The organism is Staphylococcus canis (assembly GCF_016238445.1).
Classification (GTDB): Bacteria; Bacillota; Bacilli; order Staphylococcales; family Staphylococcaceae; genus Staphylococcus; species Staphylococcus canis.
In genome coordinates this window covers 17,275-36,144 of record NZ_JABANU010000017.1, presented here as the reverse complement: position 1 = coordinate 36,144, position 18,870 = coordinate 17,275, and the positions used below count along the sequence as shown (strand labels likewise).

19 protein-coding genes are annotated in these 18,870 nt (G+C 33.0%); 10 read left to right on the top strand and 9 right to left on the bottom strand.

All coding sequences use genetic code 11. The features are described from left to right. The first annotated feature begins 39 nt into the window (after window positions 1-39). The 8 genes from HHH54_RS07535 to brnQ3 all read left to right on the top strand — a co-directional run bounded on the left by HHH54_RS07535 (window position 40) and on the right by brnQ3 (window position 9,860). The gene (locus HHH54_RS07535) at window positions 40-2,829 is read left to right on the top strand and encodes a 2-oxoglutarate dehydrogenase E1 component (RefSeq protein ID WP_198618236.1); all 2,790 of its coding nucleotides are present in this window, start codon (window positions 40-42) and stop codon (window positions 2,827-2,829) included. A 13-nt stretch (window positions 2,830-2,842) separates the two neighbouring features. Continuing rightward, window positions 2,843-4,129, top strand: coding sequence for a 2-oxoglutarate dehydrogenase complex dihydrolipoyllysine-residue succinyltransferase (odhB, locus tag HHH54_RS07530; RefSeq protein ID WP_198618235.1), 1,287 nt, complete (start codon window positions 2,843-2,845; stop codon window positions 4,127-4,129). A gap of 178 nt (window positions 4,130-4,307) precedes the next feature. Beyond that, window positions 4,308-4,541, top strand: coding sequence for a hypothetical protein (locus HHH54_RS07525; RefSeq protein ID WP_198618234.1), 234 nt, complete (start codon window positions 4,308-4,310; stop codon window positions 4,539-4,541). A 32-nt stretch (window positions 4,542-4,573) separates the two neighbouring features. After that, window positions 4,574-5,395, top strand: a complete 822-nt coding sequence (locus HHH54_RS07520) for a VOC family protein (protein ID WP_198618233.1) — start codon at window positions 4,574-4,576, stop codon at window positions 5,393-5,395. 1 nt (window position 5,396) lies between these two features. Further along, window positions 5,397-5,600 (top strand): DUF6501 family protein, encoded by a 204-nt coding sequence (locus HHH54_RS07515; RefSeq protein ID WP_198618232.1) that lies wholly within the window; start codon window positions 5,397-5,399, stop codon window positions 5,598-5,600. Between the two features lie 88 nt (window positions 5,601-5,688). Next, window positions 5,689-6,486 (top strand): ATP-binding protein, encoded by a 798-nt coding sequence (locus HHH54_RS07510; protein WP_198618231.1) that lies wholly within the window; start codon window positions 5,689-5,691, stop codon window positions 6,484-6,486. Window positions 6,487-6,499: 13 nt separating this feature from the next. Then, complete coding sequence (locus tag HHH54_RS07505; protein WP_198618230.1) at window positions 6,500-8,395, top strand: vWA domain-containing protein; 1,896 nt, start codon at window positions 6,500-6,502, stop codon at window positions 8,393-8,395. Window positions 8,396-8,513: 118 nt separating this feature from the next. Beyond that, window positions 8,514-9,860: a branched-chain amino acid-like transporter carrier protein BrnQ3 gene (gene brnQ3, locus HHH54_RS07500; protein WP_198618229.1), complete on the top strand. Its 1,347-nt coding sequence runs from the start codon at window positions 8,514-8,516 to the stop codon at window positions 9,858-9,860. Window positions 9,861-9,940: 80 nt separating this feature from the next. On the opposite strand, the gene HHH54_RS07495 is transcribed toward brnQ3, so the two are convergent. Genes HHH54_RS07495 through HHH54_RS07485 form a run of 3 tightly spaced genes read right to left on the bottom strand, consistent with a single transcriptional unit; the run spans window position 9,941 to window position 12,015 of the window. Further along, window positions 9,941-11,095 (bottom strand): toxic anion resistance protein, encoded by a 1,155-nt coding sequence (locus HHH54_RS07495; protein WP_198618228.1) that lies wholly within the window; start codon window positions 11,093-11,095, stop codon window positions 9,941-9,943. Then, window positions 11,092-11,730: a 5-bromo-4-chloroindolyl phosphate hydrolysis family protein gene (locus tag HHH54_RS07490; RefSeq protein WP_198618227.1), complete on the bottom strand. Its 639-nt coding sequence runs from the start codon at window positions 11,728-11,730 to the stop codon at window positions 11,092-11,094. The genes HHH54_RS07495 and HHH54_RS07490 overlap by 4 nt, the downstream gene beginning before the upstream one ends. A 12-nt stretch (window positions 11,731-11,742) precedes the next feature. Continuing rightward, window positions 11,743-12,015: an acylphosphatase gene (locus tag HHH54_RS07485; protein ID WP_198618226.1), complete on the bottom strand. Its 273-nt coding sequence runs from the start codon at window positions 12,013-12,015 to the stop codon at window positions 11,743-11,745. A gap of 162 nt (window positions 12,016-12,177) precedes the next feature. On the opposite strand from HHH54_RS07485, the gene HHH54_RS07480 reads away from it, so the two are divergent. Next, a complete protein-coding gene (locus tag HHH54_RS07480) occupies window positions 12,178-12,486 on the top strand; it encodes a DUF1033 family protein (protein ID WP_198618225.1) in 309 nt (102 codons plus the stop codon). 175 nt (window positions 12,487-12,661) lie between these two features. Continuing rightward, window positions 12,662-12,862 (top strand): cold shock protein CspA, encoded by a 201-nt coding sequence (gene cspA / locus HHH54_RS07475; protein ID WP_002433901.1) that lies wholly within the window; start codon window positions 12,662-12,664, stop codon window positions 12,860-12,862. Between the two features lie 75 nt (window positions 12,863-12,937). Here cspA and lysA read toward each other — a convergent pair whose 3' ends face one another. The 6 genes from lysA to dapA form a co-directional block, all read right to left on the bottom strand. Next, the gene (gene lysA / locus HHH54_RS07470) at window positions 12,938-14,203 is read right to left on the bottom strand and encodes a diaminopimelate decarboxylase (protein ID WP_198618224.1); all 1,266 of its coding nucleotides are present in this window, start codon (window positions 14,201-14,203) and stop codon (window positions 12,938-12,940) included. Next, the gene (locus HHH54_RS07465) at window positions 14,203-15,273 is read right to left on the bottom strand and encodes an alanine racemase (protein ID WP_198618223.1); all 1,071 of its coding nucleotides are present in this window, start codon (window positions 15,271-15,273) and stop codon (window positions 14,203-14,205) included. Before HHH54_RS07465 ends, lysA begins: the two co-directional genes overlap by 1 nt. 5 nt (window positions 15,274-15,278) lie before the next feature. Beyond that, complete coding sequence (locus tag HHH54_RS07460; protein WP_198618222.1) at window positions 15,279-16,427, bottom strand: M20 metallopeptidase family protein; 1,149 nt, start codon at window positions 16,425-16,427, stop codon at window positions 15,279-15,281. A gap of 104 nt (window positions 16,428-16,531) precedes the next feature. Further along, window positions 16,532-17,254 (bottom strand): 2,3,4,5-tetrahydropyridine-2,6-dicarboxylate N-acetyltransferase, encoded by a 723-nt coding sequence (gene dapD / locus HHH54_RS07455; RefSeq protein ID WP_198618221.1) that lies wholly within the window; start codon window positions 17,252-17,254, stop codon window positions 16,532-16,534. Window positions 17,255-17,272: 18 nt separating this feature from the next. After that, on the bottom strand, window positions 17,273-17,995 hold the full coding sequence (gene dapB / locus HHH54_RS07450; protein WP_198618220.1) for a 4-hydroxy-tetrahydrodipicolinate reductase: 723 nt from the start codon (window positions 17,993-17,995) through the stop codon (window positions 17,273-17,275). After that, entirely contained in the window at window positions 17,992-18,870 is an 879-nt protein-coding gene (dapA, locus tag HHH54_RS07445; RefSeq protein ID WP_198618219.1) for a 4-hydroxy-tetrahydrodipicolinate synthase, read from the bottom strand. The genes dapB and dapA overlap by 4 nt, the downstream gene beginning before the upstream one ends.

The window sequence follows — 18,870 nt, the reverse complement described above, 5'->3', positions numbered from 1 at the left end:
CTGTAAGCGTTTTAACTTTTTTTCTGTGGAGGGTGGATTATGAAGAACGATAAACAGGTGACAGAGGCACCTGTAAACTTCGGAGCAAACTTAGGATTAATGCTAGAATTATACGATCAGTTTTTAGAAGATCCTAGTTCTGTAACTGATGATTTACAAGTACTCTTTAGTACAATTAAAGATGGTGAAGCCACTGTCACATCTCAATCAAATCAATCTAGTTCAGGGGATAGCACAATTAAACGTGTTATGAGACTGATTGATAATATTAGACAGTATGGGCATTTAAAAGCAGACATATATCCTGTGAATAGACCGGAAAGAAAAAATATACCTAAATTAGAAATTGAAGATTTTAATTTAGATCAACAAACACTCGAAGGTATATCTGCAGAAATTGTATCAGATCATTTTAAAGATATTTATGATAACGCATATGAAGCAATTTTAAGAATGGAAAAACGTTATAAAGGACCTATCGCTTTTGAATATACACATATTAATAATAATGAAGAGCGCGTATGGTTAAAGCGTCGAATTGAAACACCATATAAAGCAGGGTTAAATGACAACGAAAAAATCGATTTATTTAAACTACTTGCGCATGTAGAAGGATTCGAGAAATACCTTCATAAAAATTTTGTGGGGGCTAAACGATTTTCAATTGAAGGTGTAGATGCATTAGTACCAATGATATCTCGAACTATTAAACGTGCATCTGAAGAAAAAATTGGTCATATTCAAATCGGTATGGCCCATCGTGGTCGATTAAATGTCCTAACTCATGTATTACAAAAACCTTATTCAATGATGATTTCTGAGTTTATGCATACTGACGCAATGAAATTTATACCTGAAGATAAAAGTTTAGCATTAACTTCTGGATGGACTGGTGATGTTAAATATCACTTAGGTGGCTCAAAAACAATTAACGATTACGGCATCGAACAAAAAATCACTTTAGCAAATAACCCAAGTCATCTTGAAGTTGTGGCACCAGTTGTTACTGGTCGTACTCGAGCTAATCAAGATAATACAAATCAACCAGGAAAAATCTCTACTGATTATAATAATGCAATGCCAATTATTGTTCATGGTGACGCTGCATATCCAGGTCAAGGTGTTAACTTTGAAACAATGAACTTAGGTAATCTTAACGGATTTAGCACTGGTGGAACACTACACCTTGTAACAAATAACCGCATTGGATTTACAACTGAGCCTGTAGATGGTCGCTCTACAACATATGCAACTGATGTGGCTAAAGGTTATGACGTACCTATTATGCACGTCAATGCTGATGATGTTGAAGCAACAATTGAAGCTATTGATATTGCTATGGAATTCAGAAAAAAATTCCATAAGGATGTTGTTATTGATATAGTAGGATACCGTCGTTTTGGTCATAATGAAATGGATGAGCCTACTTTAACAAATCCTTTACCTTATAAAAATATTAAAAAACACGATACAGTTGAGTATATTTATGGAAAAAAACTTGTTGACGAAGGTGTTTTAAAGCAAGATCAAATGGATGAAGTCATTGATAAAGTTCAAAAAGAAATGCGACAAGCACATGATCAAATTGATAAAAATGACAAAATTGATAACACTGAAATGGACATTCCAGATAACATTTCTGAACCGTTATCAAGCAATGAAAGTGAATTATCATTCGATCGTCTTAAAGAGATAAATGATGCTATGCTTTCATATCCAGAAAATTTCAATATCTTTAAGAAATTAAATCGTATACTTGAACAACGTCGTGCGCCTTTCAATGATGAAAATGAATTAGTAGATTGGGCACATGCTGAACAATTAGCATTTGCCACTGTTATGCAAGAAGGGACACCAGTTCGATTAACTGGACAAGATTCAGAAAGAGGTACATTTAGCCATAGACATGCTGTTCTGCATGATCAAGAGACGGGTGAAGAATACATTCCACTTCAAAATGTACCTGATCAAAAAGCAACATTTGATATTCATAATTCACCACTTTCAGAGGCAGCTGTAGTTGGTTTTGAATATGGATATAATGTAGAAAAACCACATTCATTTAATATTTGGGAAGCGCAATTTGGCGACTTTTCAAATATGGCACAAATGTATTTTGATAACTTTATTTTCTCAGGTAATGCTAAATGGGGTGAACGTTCAGGACTTACTTTCTTTTTACCACATGCGTTTGAAGGACAAGGACCTGAGCACTCATCAGCACGTCTTGAACGCTTTTTACAACTGGCAGCAGAAAATAATATGACAGTTTGTAACTTATCTAGTGCAAGTAACTATTTCCATTTATTACGTGCACAAGCAGCAAGTCTTGGTACAGAGGCCATGCGACCTCTTGTCTTAATGTCACCGAAAGGTTTATTAAGAAACAAAACCGTTGCTAAACCTATTAAAGAATTCACTTCTGGACAATTCTCACCAATTCTTGTTGAATCACACGACGCATCTAAAGTGAAGAAAGTTATTTTAGCTTCTGGTAAAGTGTTTATCGATTTAAAAGAAAAATTAAAAGAAGAACCTAACGAAGAAATATTACTAATAGCGGTAGAAAGAATCTATCCATTCCCAGAAAAAGAAATTGTGGACGTTCTAAATGAATTACCTCATTTAGAATCAGTGAATTGGGTACAAGAAGAACCTCAAAACCAAGGTGCATGGCATTCGGTTTACCCAGTTTTAAATCGTATCGTAGGGGATAAATATACTTTAAACTATCATGGAAGAAAACATCGTGCTGCACCAGCTGAAGGTGACGGAGAAATTCATAAACTTGTTCAGAAAATGATTATTGAAAATAGCTTAAATAAATAGGGGGCATTTTAAAATGGCAGAGGTAAAAGTTCCAGAATTAGCAGAATCTATTACAGAAGGTACTATAGCAGAATGGTTAAAAAGTGTAGGGGATACTGTTGATAAAGGAGAAGCAATTCTAGAATTAGAAACAGATAAAGTTAATGTAGAAGTAATTTCCGAAGAAGCCGGAACAATTCAAGAATTATTAGCAGAAGAAGGCGATACTGTTGAAGTTGGACAAGCTATCGCTATTGTAGGTGAAGGAAGCGCATCTTCACAATCAGATAATCAAGAGTCATCTGATAAAAAAGAGAAGTCAGAAAATGAATCTAATAGTCAAGAATCAAAATCTAATGAAAAAGCAGAACAACAAGAATCAACTTCAAAAGAAAAAGATTCAGAATCACAAAAATCATCAGAACGTATTAATGCGACACCATCTGCGCGCCGTGCTGCTCGTGAAAAAGGTATTGATTTAAGTGAAGTTAGTGGTAAAACAAACGACGTAGTTCGTAAAGAAGACGTTGAGCGCGGTACACAAAAACAAACATCAAGCAAAGAGCAACAGTCAACTCAACAATCACAACAGTCTCAACAACCACAAAAACCATCTAAACCTGTAATTAGAGAAAAAATGAGCCGTAGAAAACAAACAGCAGCTAAAAAATTATTAGAAGTAAATAATAATACAGCTATGTTAACAACTTTCAATGAAGTTGATATGACAAATGTAATGAATCTACGTAAACGTAAAAAAGAGCAGTTTATGGAAAATCATAACGGTACTAAACTTGGATTTATGTCATTCTTTACAAAAGCTGCAGTTGCTGCATTGAAAAAATATCCAGAAGTTAATGCAGAAATAGATGGCGATTATATGGTCACAAAACAATACTATGATATTGGTATTGCCGTGTCTACACCAGGTGGCTTGTTAGTACCGAATGTTCGTGACTGTGACAAGAAAAACTTTGCTGAAATCGAACAAGAAATTGCAGACTTAGCTACTAAAGCACGTGATAATAAATTAACATTAGATGATATGATGAACGGATCATTCACAATTACAAATGGGGGTATTTTTGGTTCAATGATGTCAACTCCTATTATTAATGGTAGTCAAGCTGCTATTTTAGGAATGCACTCTATTATTACTAGACCTATCGCTATTGATAAAGATACTATTGAAAATCGTCCAATGATGTATATTGCATTAAGTTACGATCACCGCATTATCGACGGTAAAGAAGCAGTAAGTTTCTTAAAAACAATTAAGGAATTAATCGAAAACCCAGAAGATCTGCTTTTAGAATCATAATCCTAAAGAGATAACACGATAATATAAAGAGAAAGAGGTTGAGACATTTAGCGTTTGAAGTTACTTAACGTTTAAGTGTCTCAACCTTTTTATATAGAAATTGATACAAAATAAGAATAAAGCCATTTTTAGCAATCTATGATAAACTAGCTTTATAAGCTCACAGGAAGGATTACTTATGACACGTAAATTACTGATACCTTTATTAACATTTGGAATCTTTTTATTTTTAATTAATTGTGTGCTTATTGTGCTTTATTTTGTAGGTAAGGTAGACCATAATCCTATCTTAGAGACAATAGGTATACTCTTGATTTTGATTTATGGCATTGATACTTTAAGAAATAACTCTGGCAAATTATTATACTTTTTAGTTGGGATGATTTTCCTAATTATAGGAATATCTATGTAAAATTCGTAACTCATAGGGGGCATCTATAAATAATGACTGGAATTCGTAGTGTTACTTTAGGAACCGAAAATATAGACAAAACTATTGAATTATTTCATAATATGATAGGTATGCGATATCATCAAAAAGCGCATTCAGTGCAGTTAGGTGATGGTCATTTACAAGCTGGTACACGTTTGCAATTTGTTGAAATACCCAAAGCATTATCGCCTGATCAATCACACTTTAAATCTATTGGGTTACGTACACCAACTAATGAAGGTTTGAAAGAATATATCAACATTCTGAATAATCATCAAATTCACCATTCGGATGAACTAAAAATTAATCATCACTTATATTTTTATTTCCATGATTTTAATGGACAACGTTTTGATCTATATTCAAATGAAATGAATAGTGGTGTGCCCTTAGGAGTACCAGATGATAATGATATTGTTAATCCGCTTCATCAAGTACAAGGATTAGGTCCAATCGTATTATGTACAAATGAAGTTATGGTAACTTTGACATTGCTTACAAAAATATTTAATTTTAGGCCATTTGCAAAATATCAAAATCATAAAGGTATCGAAACAACAGTGTTGCAACGTGGAGAAGGTGGTCTTGGTGCTGAAATACACCTCTATCAACCTGAACAACCGATTCAACTTCCTGAATATGGAATTATTGAACAACTTGAGTTTACAGCACAACATCAAGAAGAATTTTATCATGCGATGAGTCAATTAAAACAACATGATATACCTTATCATACATTAAAAAGCACAGAAAACCATACAGAATCAATTCGAGTCAATGACATTAGTGGTATTTCATTTATACTCACACTCGATAAGGAAAAGGATGATTAACATGCTACATGAAACATGGAAAGATAAACCTGCAATTAAAGAAGTTAAGGTTGTCCATACAGATGCGAAGAAATTTACAGTAAGTAATATGCTAACAGTAGGGGAAACATATCCAGTTGTGAATGAAACTGAAGAATATTATCAAATTATTGATAACTCTGGTCATGTTGGTGGTTACTACAAAGAATACTTTGAAGAAGTCTAAGTAAAATTAAATAGTAACAACATAAAAAGCGAGGATATTTTTAATATCCGCGTCTTTTTAATGTCTAAAAAAGGAAAGGTGATTTATAATGCCTCAAATTCAAACAGGCTATATTAACTCAGATCAAACAGTATATGAAGATGCTAAAAAAATGTTTGACTTAAATAAAAATATTTTATTGAAAGGGCCTACAGGTTCAGGTAAAACAAAGCTTGCTGAAACACTTAGTCATGATTTAAATGTGCCTATGCATCAGATCAACTGTTCAGTCGATTTAGATGCTGAAAGTCTATTAGGCTTTAAAACTATTAAAACTTCTGAACAAGGTCATCAAGAAATTGTATTTATAGATGGTCCAGTGATTCAAGCAATGAAGCAAGGGCATATATTGTATATTGATGAAATCAATATGGCTAAACCTGAAACTTTACCTATTCTAAATGGTGTGCTTGATTATAGACGCCAACTTACAAACCCATTTACTGGTGAAGTCATTCATGCTGCTCCAGGATTTAAAGTTATTGCGGCAATAAATGAAGGTTATGTAGGGACACTACCAATGAACGAAGCACTCAAAAATAGATTTGTTGTGCTTAACGTAGAATATATTGATGGGGATACTTTACATGATGTAATCAAAGCACAAAGTTTACTTCAAGATGACCAACTCATTACACAAATCATCAAATTTAATGCAGATTTAAGAACAATGACACAACAAGGACAACTATCAGAAGAAGCTGCAAGTATCCGTGCATTAATTGATATGAGCGACTTAGCCACTGTAATGCCTGTTGAAAGAGCTATTCAACGTACTATTATAGATAAGTTAGAAGATGAGCGTGAACAACAAGCGATTATCAATGCTTTGGAACTAAACTTTTAAAGGATGATATGTTATGAGCGATCGTTTTATTATGTTTAATGATGAACAGCTAGATGCTATGAAGGTCATGATGCTTCAAGACTTAGCGCGTTTATTATTAAAAAATAAAGATGTAAACGTAAAAATTCATAAATTCCCATATTATGATGCAATCGACAATGAATTGATTTGCAGTTCTTTTTGGGCTCATCGATCTGAAACAATTGAACACACTGGCTTAAAAACTGATGTATTGCTAGCGACTTATAGCTACTTTCATATGGATCCTCAAATCGTCAATGAAGTTTTGGCCAATAATGAATCGTTTAAACATCAAAAACTTTATTTTCAACTGTTCAAGATGATTGAAGAAATGCGTATCCTCAATTTAATTTCACAAGATAGACCTAAAACAAAACCTATGATTCAGTTGAGAAAAGATACTAGACTTCAGTATTGTGAAACTCAAATAAAAGTTTATCAAACTAAAACGTTGTTCACTGAACTTTTATTTTTAAATTTAGAACACTCATTTTTAACTGAAAACTTCTTTGATGTTCCTCAAATTTATTCTAAATTAGATGATGTATTGCATTTAATTTATCAATATTTACCTGATTCATTCACATTAACTTCAAGTGAAGACACAATGTTTTTAGTCCAGCGTATTATGTTTCAAGTTGATGATTTATTGGAAGAAGACATGCTTAACGAGTATTATCACATCCCAAAACACGTCTATCATGCGCTATCCGACTTTACTCTTGATGATATTAAACGTATGGATGCTGCAAATGTGGATGGTCAATCTGATGAACGTGATGATGAAGTTGAAACTGAGGAAGTAATGTCTAAATCCGCTGATAGTGAGACAGCAGGTGGTGCATACTTAGAAGCTGAACTACATCAAGGAGAAAATAGTGAAGTTCTATCAGATAATGATACCGCACGTGAAGGTGATGCCTCTGACGATATGACAGATATGATGGCGAAAAAAGGTAAAGGCACTAGTAATGATATAAAAGATAATGAAGAAGGGGGATTCTTAGGCATTACTTCACCGCTACTTTCATTAAAAGGCATTAATCAGTATGTTGATATTAAATGGGAAGTTCCGCCTATATTACCTGAATATATAGACACCTATCAACATGTTAAAAATGATGTGCAATTTGAGACAAAAGATCTGATACAAATTATCAAAAAAACGATTGATAGAGAATATCAAGATATTCGTCATAATCTCACAAAAGGGCGTTTACAAAAGAATTTAATTAACTGGTTTATTGACGACCAATATAAATTATTTTATAAAAAAGCGGATTTAAGTCAGACGTTTGACGCTACATTTACATTGTTAATAGATGTATCGGCTAGTATGCACGATAAAATGGATGAAACAATTAAAGGTGTCATTTTATTCCACGAAACATTAAAAGCATTAAATGTAAAACATGAAATTTTAACTTTCAGTGAAGATGCTTTTGACACAGATGAAACGTATCAACCGAATATTATCGAAGAAATCATCTCTTATCATCGTTCAACATACAAAAGCGATGCACCTAGAATTATGGCGTTAACGCCTCAAGATGATAACCGAGATGGAGTGGCAATTCGTGTTGCCAGTGATCGTTTACTTAAACGACCAGAATCTCAAAAGTTTCTAATCGTTTTTTCTGATGGTGAACCTTCTGCTTTTAATTATAGTCAAGACGGTATATTAGATACGTATGAAGCAGTAGAAGCTTCTCGTAAACTAGGAATTGAAATATTCAATGTCTTTTTAAGTCAAGACGCGATTACAGAAGCAATTGAGCAAACGATTCATAACATTTATGGTCAATATGCCATTTTTGTTGAAGGGGTAGAACATCTACCAAGCTTACTGTCACCATTACTCAAAAAGTTATTACTGAAGTCATTTTAAAGTAATACAGCATTAAATGCCTAAAAAAGTTTCAAATTTTCAGAAATCTTATAGACTTCTAAATTTTAATGTGATAGAATGAATCATGTTTAATAGAAGGAAGTTGAGGAGAAGATTTATGAACAAAAATACGGTATTTATTGGGTTTATGTTATTTGCAATATTTTTTGGTGCAGGTAATCTGATATTCCCTCCAAATTTAGGATTAGCTAGCGGTGAGTACTTTTGGCCAGCAATTATAGCATTTGTCATTACAGGTATCGGCTTACCACTGTTAGCTGTCGTTGTTGGAGCTCTGGATAAGCAAGGTTACATTGGTTCAATCAATAAAATACATCCAGTTTTTTCTGTTGTATTTTTACTCGTTATTTACTTAACAATTGGACCATTATTTGCAATTCCGAGAACTGCATCAACATCTTTTGAAATGACTATTACACCGATTATCCATTCGAGTAATCCGCTTTGGTTATTAATTTTTACTATTATTTATTTTATCATCGTTCTATATTTATGTTTAAATCCAGGTAAAATTGTAGATCGTATCGGAGCTATATTAACTCCATTATTATTAATTACAATTTTAGCGATGATAGTTAAAGGATTTGTAGATTTCGGTAATAAGACTCAAACAATGGCTGACCCCGAAGCTTTTACGAGTAATTTAACCGGCTTTTCAAAAGGATTTACTGAAGGTTATCTTACAATGGATGCGATTGCAGCCATTGCTTTTTCAATGATTGTAGTAAATGCAGTTAAAGCGACAGGAATTAAACATGCTAATGATATTTTCAAACAAACTGCTATGGCAGGTGTTATTGCTGCTGCAGCTTTAGCATTTATCTACATCTCTTTAGGTTTTATCGGAAATCATATGGTCATTCCTGAAGATACAATGCAGAATCTCATTAAAGAAAACCAGAATGTCGGAACTTACTTATTAATTACGATGGCGAACACTGGATTTGGTTCACTCGGCAAATACTTATTAGGTATCATTGTTGCATTAGCATGTTTAACAACTGCATGTGGACTTATTGTTTCAGTAAGTGAGTATTTCCATAGCATTCTACCTAAAGTATCATATAAAATGTATGTAATTATTTTTACACTTATTAGCTTAGTACTATCAAACTTAGGATTAAACACGGTAATTAAATTATCAATTCCTGTATTATCAATTGTTTATCCAATTGCAATAACTACTGTATTAATGATTTTAGTTGCACGTTTTGTACCAACTCGTCAAATCGTTCAACAAATAACAGTAGGGGTAATCACGATTGAATCTATTTTATCAGTAATGAACAGCAATGGTTGGCTTAAACTTAATTTTTTAAACCACTTACCATTACATGAATACGCTTTAGAATGGTTCCCAATTGCCATCATTACATTTATTATCGCATTTATCTTTAGTCATATTACTAAAAAATCTCATGTTATCGTGTATGAAAAAGAATAAATATTAGCATAAAATGGCAAACTATATCGAGATGATTATTATAGAACCATCCATATAGTTTGCCATTTTTATATCTATTTTTACAAATTATCGTAATTTCTTTGCGTTTTTGCGATATCCAATCGATTTCTTAAATCCTGTTCTAATCCTTGGAGTGTTTTTTCAGCTTCCTGTCGTTTGCGCTTGCCATTTTCTTGAATTTGTAATGTTTCCTCAATTGTTTGAATAATATTATCTTGCGTCGTTTTTAATGTCTCGATATCAACAATACCACGTTCATTTTCTTCTGCAGTAATACGCGCATTTTGTTTAAGGAGCTCCGAATTTCTTAATAGTATCTCATTAGTAGTATCTGTTACATTTTTTTGGGCCTGTGCTACTTTATTTTGTCGTTGCAACGTCAAGGCTATAGTCATTTGATTCTTCCATAATGGAATACTTGTTAAAATTGAACTTTGAATCTTTTCAACGAGTGCATGATTAATATTTTGAATCATACGAATTTGAGGTGCTGTTTGTAAGGTAATTTGACGTGATAATTTTAAATCATATATTCTCTTATCTAAACGATCTACAAATTGTTCAATGTCAGCAACATCTTGTACTGCCATTTGATTATCTGTTTCACGTGCTTTACGTCTCAATTCAGGTAAAGTAGTTGCCTCAATCTCTTTTTTCTTTTGCTCTGCTGCTGCAATATAGAGTGTGATAACGTCATAATAATCCTTATTTTGCTCATAAAGTTTATCCAATAACTGAATATCATGAGATAGTAATGACTTATTTTTATCTAATGTTACAGAAATTCTATCTACCTGTGCACTTACTGACTGCATTCGTGAGAACAATTGTTGAACCGAATGCTTAGAACGTTTAAAAATCTTTTTTAAAAAATGATCATTCTTTTGAGATAGTTCTTCAGGGTTGATTTCCTTGAGTTTTTTCATCAGCGTTTCAAGTGTGTCTCCAACTTGACCAACATCTTTGGATTGAATCTCATCTAACATATGATGTGAAAACTGTGATAAATGAGACTGCGCATTGGCTCCAAAGTTTAATAAACTATCGTGATCAAGTGGTTCAATTTGTTGTGATAAAGTATTAATTTTGGCTTTATCTTGTTCTGAAAATTGCGGTGCCGTTTCTTTTTCTTGTACTTGGTATGAAGAATTTTCTATCTCATTAAAATAATCATCTAATGGGTGAGATGATAACGTATTACGGTTTTCAGTCATTTATCTAACTCCTTTTCTGAATTTCTTTTCTTATAAAGTTGATTTAACTTAATTTCTGTATCTAATTGTTCATAGTCCTGTTCATTGATTTGTTTTAAATCTGCTATGAGTGTTCTTTTGACCTCTTCTAAAGTTAAACGCGTTTGTTGTAATGTCTGACGTTCATCTCTGGATTTGATTGGCATTTTTGCTAAACGAGTATAGCTTTCAACTAAATTCAAAGCATGATCAATATGTGAATAATAAAAACTTTCGATATTAAAAAATTGAAAGGGTCTTTGTCGAACTGCATAGTTTATTGTACGTGATAATCGGTAAATGTCATTAATTAATCTAAAATCTTGAATAGAACGAATTTTAATAAATGATTTCAGGATACGTTTTATTTTAGACCCTGCAATCGTAATTTGATGTTGAATATAACGATAATCTTTACGGGTTAAATTCATTTCTCTTAAATACGACCGTGATGTCAATCTTTGAGTAGGGATATAACTTAATAAAAATCCCCCAAACCCAATTAATACATCAAAAAAATACATTACATCTATTGTAAAAACACTAATAGTAAATGCGATTAGTGAAACGGGTATACCAACTAAAACACCAAATATTCGTGATAAATTATATCTCATTATCATCGCCCTCTATGATATAACTTCAAAACTTTTAAAAGTATCGTCAATTGATTCTTCATCCACTGTATATCTTGTAACGGAAGAAGCTGGAGAAGCACCATTTGTCACTGATTCGGTGAACTTCTCTAATTCTTCATCAGAACCTTGTGCATGAATCTCAACATAATCCTCGACATTCGCTACCGTTCCAACAATATGGTATTCATGTGCAAAGCGTTCTGTATAATAGCGAAAACCAACACCTTGCACTTTTCCAAAAACTCTAATAACGTATTGTTTCAATATAACCACCTCTTATATATAATTATACGTACTTTTACTTTAAAACTCTAATAATAGAGTATTTTCGATTAGGTTTTGATTAGTGATAAGCTTTTTAACTTGATTTTTAACACTAAAAATATTAAGTTGAAAATTATCGATATTATTTTTGGGGGATTTATCATGTGGAAGTTAATTAAAATCAGAGCAGATTATGAAGGTTGGTGGCTTTTTGACGATTGGACTGAACGCATTCAAGATGTAAAACAATTTGATACTTATGAGGCGTTTATTAACGCATATAAACGTACAATTCATACTGCAATGCAGCATTACGATAATTACATACTAGGTAAATACAATATGTATGCATTTTATAATAATTGTGATTTAAACTATTGTGAAGATTGCAATGAAGACTTACAAATTTTTTATAGTTATATTACCTTAAAAAATGAACAAATTTTTTATAATCTACCAGTCATTGACTAATTGAAAATTTTAATTTCTGTATTGCAAATAGAAAGTGGTTACATTATAATAGAAGGTAAGCAATTGTATTATTCCATATTGCAAAGAATATTTAGCATTTTTATTAATACTTAGTATTTTTTGTAATATGCGAATAATAGCATATTGAATTTTAGTCTTGGAGGTTTCACACATTATGAAACAAGGTACAGTAAAATGGTTTAACGCTGAAAAAGGTTTTGGTTTTATCGAAGTTGAAGGAGAAAACGATGTATTCGTACATTTCTCTGCGATTAACCAAGATGGTTACAAATCATTAGAAGAAGGTCAATCAGTTGAATTTGAAGTAGTTGAAGGCGACCGTGGTCCTCAAGCTGCGAACGTTGTAAAACTATAATTAATAGATGCAATGTTGACTAACAAAAAACAGTGAATGTATATTCACTGTTTTTTGTTTTGCTTAATTTTAATATTATTTCACATCATTGATGATGAGTTGACGTAAACTTTGTCGTTTAATAACTTCTCTGGCTTTTCCATCTGAAATAAAAAACACAGCTGGTTTTTGCATTTGGTTATAGTTAGATGCCATACTATAATGATATGCACCTGTTGAGAGAACTGCTAAATAATCACCGCGTTTTACAGAAGAGGGGAGTTTAGCCTCATGAATAATAATATCTCCAGATTCACAAAGCTTTCCTGCTACCGTGACTGTCTCATCTGCTACGTCATCTCGATTTACTAACATCGCTTTATATTCTGCACCGTATAATGCTGTACGAATATGATCGCTCATACCGCCATCTACAGATACATATTTATTAACATCTGGTATATCTTTAATTGTACCTACCTCATAAAGCGTAACACCCGCTTCAGCTACAATTGATCTTCCAGGCTCAATGCTTAATTTAGGGAGAGGGTAGTCTAGTGCTTCACATTGCTTTTTAATATTCTCAACGATTTCAGGTATTCCAGTCTCAATATTAAATGCTGTATCTTTTTCAGTATATTGCACACTGAAGCCACCACCTAAATTTAACAATTCAATTTCTATATTTTCTTCTTTTAACCAATTTAAAACAATTTTAGCTGTTTCAATCATTCCTGTTGTATCCTCAATTTGTGAACCGATATGAAAGTGAATGCCTTTTAAATTTAAATGCTTTGTTTCTTTAATTTGTGTAATCGCTTTATCTGCTAGACCATGTTTAATTGATAAACCGAATTTACTTTTTTCTTGGCCTGTCTGGATAAATTCATGTGTATGTGCCTCGACTCCCGGGTTCACTCTTAATAAAACATCCACTTTTGATGAAGCATATTCGTCAATCATCTCAATTTCATCTAAAGCATCAATCACAAAATAACCAATGTTATTGTCTAATGCATATTGAATTTCTTCTTTCGTTTTATTATTACCATGAAAATGAATACGTGTAGGGTCGAATCCCGCTTCTATTGCTGTGTATAATTCACCCATAGAAACGACATCAAGTTCAAAATTTTCTTCTTCTGCGAGTTTTACCATTTGAATACATGTAAATGCTTTTGAAGCATAAGAAAGTTCATAAGGAACATTACTTTTTTGAAAAGTATCATGATAGCGTCTCATTTGATTACGGATTTGCTTTTCATCGTAAACAATAGTAGGTGTGCCAAAACTTTGGGCTAAAACTTTTAAATTTGTACCATCCATTGTCAATTCGCCATATTGATTATATTCTACTGTCATTATACATACTCCTTTTTTAAAGAATCTAAATTAAGGGCACTCAATTGTTCTGAATTTGCACCTACACCTTTGAACGTATAATCATCAATTCTTAGGTCATTGTCATAAATAATAACTTCATCAGTTGAAGCAACATTTTCATCTACTTCTACAAACATATGACTCATCATTAAAGCGCGAATCGGATATTTACGTCCTTTGATGCTTACTTCATGTTGTGCTCTTGTTCTTAAAATACCATCACCATAACCAATGTCAACAACCGCTAATCGTGTATGATCGTGCTTTGCTTTAAAAGCAAAACTGTATCCGCAGTAATCATTTTCATTCACTTCCCGAATTTGAATGACATTTGCTTTCACACGAAGTGATTGTTGTATCGTATCTCTAGAAAGGCTAGAATAGGGACGTGAACCATATAGTGCAATCCCAATACGCACATGAGTATGATGATTTAACACTTTACTTTCTCTCATAAAACTAGCGCTATTTTGCGCATGAATCATCTCAAATTGGTATCCTTTTTCCAATAAGGTATCAACTATGTTCATCCAATCTTGAAGTTCTTTCTCATACTCAGGGCCATCAAATTCATCAGCGTAACCAAAATGTGTCCACAAACCAGAAACTTTCATTTTAGAATCAACATCAGAAAAATGCTCTACGAGTACGGATAAGATTTCATCTAATGTTTTAAAACCTGATCGATGAAGTAAGTTTTCATATTCCACATGTACATGAATATCGTGTAATTCCGATTTATATTGATGATAAAAAGATAGAGATGGTAATGTCATATGAATATCATGCGCTCGTAATTTTTCGAATTCAATTGAAGGATTCATTAAAAAAATAGTAGCATCTGGTGCTAACTGTCTTACACGTATAGCTTCATTCAATGAAGTTGTACTAAATGTGCTGATACCCGCTTTTAAAAACTGATTCACAGCAAATTCTAACCCATAGTTATATGCATTATTTTTAACAACTGCCATCACATTATAATCTCCGATGACACGTTGAACATTTTGTTGGAAAATATTTGAATTGACTTCCCATGTTGCTACCATAAGTCTTACACCTCATTATAATTGAAAAGTAGTTGTTCATAATAATCTGCAATATCCACTAGTATTTTTTCATCAAAATTAAGCGTTGGCGTATGCAATCCTGTCACAAATTGCTTATCCGTATTTCTAACACCTACAAATACAAAGTAAGATGGGGCAATTTGTCTATAAAAACTGAAGTCTTCACCAAAAAGGTAAGGAAGCGACTGTTCTTTCACTTTCTTTTGATTATGTTCAATACTATTGATCACATATTTCTTTAGTTTAGGATCATTAACAGTAGGGGGATAACCTTCCGCAAATTCAACACGACATTTAACATTGAATAATTGTTCAACACTATGTGCAATTTTTTCCATTTGTGATTTAATAACTTTCAAATCTCCCAAATCATATGTACGAATTGTACCTTCTAAATAACCTTGAGTTGGAACAGTATTGATTGCCTCACCAGCGTGGAATCTTCCAATATGGACAATGTTATATTTTAGACCATTTAAATGATATTGTTGAATTTGTGATAATTGCGTTAAAACATGTTGTAAACCTTGACTTGCTGCATGACCTTGTTCTTTGTTAGCCACATGACTGGAAGTACCTTCTAAGTAAAATCTATATTCAGTAGCACTTGCTGTAATCTCATTGTCTTTTACAATATAAATACCTTCTTCTTCAAAAGGCATAACATGGACACCATAGATTGCCTCTATTTTATAGGAATCAAAAATGCCAGATTTTATTAATAAATTTGCACCGCCTCCAGATTCCTCAGCAGGTTGAAATATCAATACTACATTATGAGGAAGTTGACCTTGTTCTTGTAATGCTTTACATCTTTTAACAAAGAGCATTAACGCTGTTGTATGACCGTCATGTCCGCATGCATGCATTTTACCTTTGACTTGACTATGGTAGTCGACATCATTCTCTTCTTCGATAGGTAATGCATCAATATCTGCACGAAAGGCGAGGGTGTGTTCCGATTTTCCTTCTAAATAGGCCACTACTCCAGTATCTAAAGGTGTTTCGTATGGAATGTTAAGATCATCTAAAAACTTTTTAATATAGTTTGTCGTTTCATATTCTTCTAAACTTAACTCTGGGTTTTGATGTAAATGACGTCTATGTGTTGTTACAAACTCTAGTTCACTCAATGTATTCACCTCATTAATAATATGTATAAATTAAAGAATTAGGTAGAGAGAAAGTAAGTATCTTTTATAATATCAAACTTCTCCTACCTAATCCTATTTATATATTAAGATTGATCAAGATTTCTAAGTGCCGCTACAATATCTCTTTTAGAATTTTCTACGTCACTTGTTTGTTTAATCACTTTAGCAGGTGTACCAGCTACAACTACACCTGCTGGTACATCTTGTGTTACGATTGCACCAGCAGCAACAATTGCACCTTTTCCAACGCGCACCCCTTCAAGAATAACAGCATTTGCGCCAATAAGAACATCATCTTCAATCACGACTGGTTGTGCACTAGGTGGCTCGATAACGCCCGCTAATACTGCTCCAGCACCAACATGTACATTTTTTCCAGTAGTTGCACGTCCACCTAATGTTGCGTTCATATCAATCATTGTTCCTTCGCCAACTACAGCACCAATATTAATAGTAGCACCCATCATAACTACAGCACCATCACCAATTGTTGCATGTTCACGAATAAATGCTCCTGGTTCAATTCGTGCATTTGTATTAATAAGATCTTTTAGAGGAATTGCTGAATTACGTCTATCCATTTCAATTTCCAAATCTTCAATGAGCATTTGATTTTCTTCATAAAAAGTTTTCCATTCAGATGCTTCACAGAAAATAATTTTCGAGTTTTCAGAACCAAATACGTTAAAAGAACTTGGGAACTGAACTTCACTGAATTCACCATTAACATAAACTTTTAATGGTGTTGATTTTTTTGCATCACTAATATATTGAATAATCTCTTCAGCCGTAAAACTTTTAACCATAACAATAAATCGCTCCTTTTATAAATTGTCAAATGTATAATACCCTGGTTGACGCTCAATTAATTGTTTAGCCGCGCCTAATGCACCATTTGCAAAGATATCTTTAGACTGTGCTTTATGAGATAACGTTATCGTTTCATCAACACCAGCAAATAGTACATCATGTTCTCCTACAATAGTACCACCTCGTAAAGCATGAATACCAATTTCATTTGAATTTCTTTTAGTTTCTTGCTCACTTCTATTGTAGTTTGCATACATATTTTCACGCAACTCAGTAATAACATCATATAATTTTACCAATGTTCCACTTGGTGCATCTACTTTTTGATTGTGATGTGCTTCTGTTAATTCAATATCATAATCTTTTAATAAAGGCACTGCTAACTCAAGTAATTTAGTTAAAACATGCACACCGTAGCTCATATTCGCACTAAAGAAAACAGGCATGTCAGCGCTTAATGAACGCAACTTTTGAGTGATTTCTTCTTTCTTACCCGTAGTAGCAATGACTAAAGGTAATTTAAAATCGTCTTCTAATAGTGGTAAGAGTAAATCTGGGTGTGAAAAGTCTATTGCAACATCAGCATCTTGAATTTCACTGATTTTTTGATAGATAGGGTAGGGTAAGGATTGATTTTGATCTTTTACGATGACACCAACAATCTTGTGACCTTCTTGTTCAGCAAGACGAGCGACGCGTTGGTTCATTGCACCATAACCAATTAATACTATATTCATTCTTGTGCACCTTCTTTAAATTGATTATATGCATGTTTTAGTTCAGTTTGCTCAGACTGATTGAGTGGTACAAGTGGTAGACGTACTTCATAATTACCAAATCCTTCTAATGCTGCCAAATATTTAATAGGAATAGGGTTAATATCTACACTCATGGCATCTAGAAGCGCTTCTATAGGTTTAAAGCGTGATGCTCTTTCGTTACTATCGGTATAAATATCTTGCATTGCTTGCGGAATAACATTAGCAACTACTGAAATGACACCATGACCGCCTTTATCGTAATAAGTTGTAATATTATCATCATTCCCACTATACAGTGCAAAGCTATCTGTATCAACAAGTGACTGAATTTCTTTTAAGTACTCAAAATCATTTGTTGCGTCTTTTAAAGCAACGATATATTCATTTTTACTCAATGTTTGAATTGTTTCTGGCTCAATTGTAGAGTTTGTACGTGACGGCACATTATACAATACAACAGGGAGTTTCGTTTGATTTGCTATTGTTTCAAAATGTTGAATTAATCCACGTTGACTTGTTTTCAAATAATATGGTGTGATTAACATAATTGCATCAGCACCTAGTTCTTTTGCTCTTAGAGATGCTTCTATAGATTGTTGAGTATTATTTGTACCTGTTCCAACAATAACAGGAACTCTTGATTGGTTTGCATCGATGACTGTTTTTAAAACTTGGTCTTTTTCATCATTTGTTAAAGTAGGATTTTCGGCAGTAGTCCCATTAACAACCAATGATTGAATGTTTTGTTCGATTAAAAAATCAACTTGTCTACGTATTGCATCATAATCCACCTCGTTTTCAACAAAAGGTGTTATCAATGCTACTCCAGTTCCCTCAAATAGATGTGCCAT

What these genes read in the sequence shown, in the direction of transcription:
- HHH54_RS07535 (WP_198618236.1), top strand. Translation starts at nt 40, where the DNA reads ATGAAGAACGATAAACAGGTGACAGAGGCACCTGTAAACTTCGGAGCA.
- odhB (WP_198618235.1), top strand. Translation starts at nt 2,843, where the DNA reads ATGGCAGAGGTAAAAGTTCCAGAATTAGCAGAATCTATTACAGAAGGT.
- HHH54_RS07525 (WP_198618234.1), top strand. Translation starts at nt 4,308, where the DNA reads ATGACACGTAAATTACTGATACCTTTATTAACATTTGGAATCTTTTTA.
- HHH54_RS07520 (WP_198618233.1), top strand. Translation starts at nt 4,574, where the DNA reads ATGACTGGAATTCGTAGTGTTACTTTAGGAACCGAAAATATAGACAAA.
- HHH54_RS07515 (WP_198618232.1), top strand. Translation starts at nt 5,397, where the DNA reads ATGCTACATGAAACATGGAAAGATAAACCTGCAATTAAAGAAGTTAAG.
- HHH54_RS07510 (WP_198618231.1), top strand. Translation starts at nt 5,689, where the DNA reads ATGCCTCAAATTCAAACAGGCTATATTAACTCAGATCAAACAGTATAT.
- HHH54_RS07505 (WP_198618230.1), top strand. Translation starts at nt 6,500, where the DNA reads ATGAGCGATCGTTTTATTATGTTTAATGATGAACAGCTAGATGCTATG.
- brnQ3 (WP_198618229.1), top strand. Translation starts at nt 8,514, where the DNA reads ATGAACAAAAATACGGTATTTATTGGGTTTATGTTATTTGCAATATTT.
- HHH54_RS07495 (WP_198618228.1), bottom strand. Translation starts at nt 11,095, where the DNA reads ATGACTGAAAACCGTAATACGTTATCATCTCACCCATTAGATGATTAT.
- HHH54_RS07490 (WP_198618227.1), bottom strand. Translation starts at nt 11,730, where the DNA reads ATGAGATATAATTTATCACGAATATTTGGTGTTTTAGTTGGTATACCC.
- HHH54_RS07480 (WP_198618225.1), top strand. Translation starts at nt 12,178, where the DNA reads ATGTGGAAGTTAATTAAAATCAGAGCAGATTATGAAGGTTGGTGGCTT.
- cspA (WP_002433901.1), top strand. Translation starts at nt 12,662, where the DNA reads ATGAAACAAGGTACAGTAAAATGGTTTAACGCTGAAAAAGGTTTTGGT.
- lysA (WP_198618224.1), bottom strand. Translation starts at nt 14,203, where the DNA reads ATGACAGTAGAATATAATCAATATGGCGAATTGACAATGGATGGTACA.
- HHH54_RS07465 (WP_198618223.1), bottom strand. Translation starts at nt 15,273, where the DNA reads ATGGTAGCAACATGGGAAGTCAATTCAAATATTTTCCAACAAAATGTT.
- dapD (WP_198618221.1), bottom strand. Translation starts at nt 17,254, where the DNA reads ATGGTTAAAAGTTTTACGGCTGAAGAGATTATTCAATATATTAGTGAT.
- dapB (WP_198618220.1), bottom strand. Translation starts at nt 17,995, where the DNA reads ATGAATATAGTATTAATTGGTTATGGTGCAATGAACCAACGCGTCGCT.
- dapA (WP_198618219.1), bottom strand. Translation starts at nt 18,870, where the DNA reads ATGGCACATCTATTTGAGGGAACTGGAGTAGCATTGATAACACCTTTT.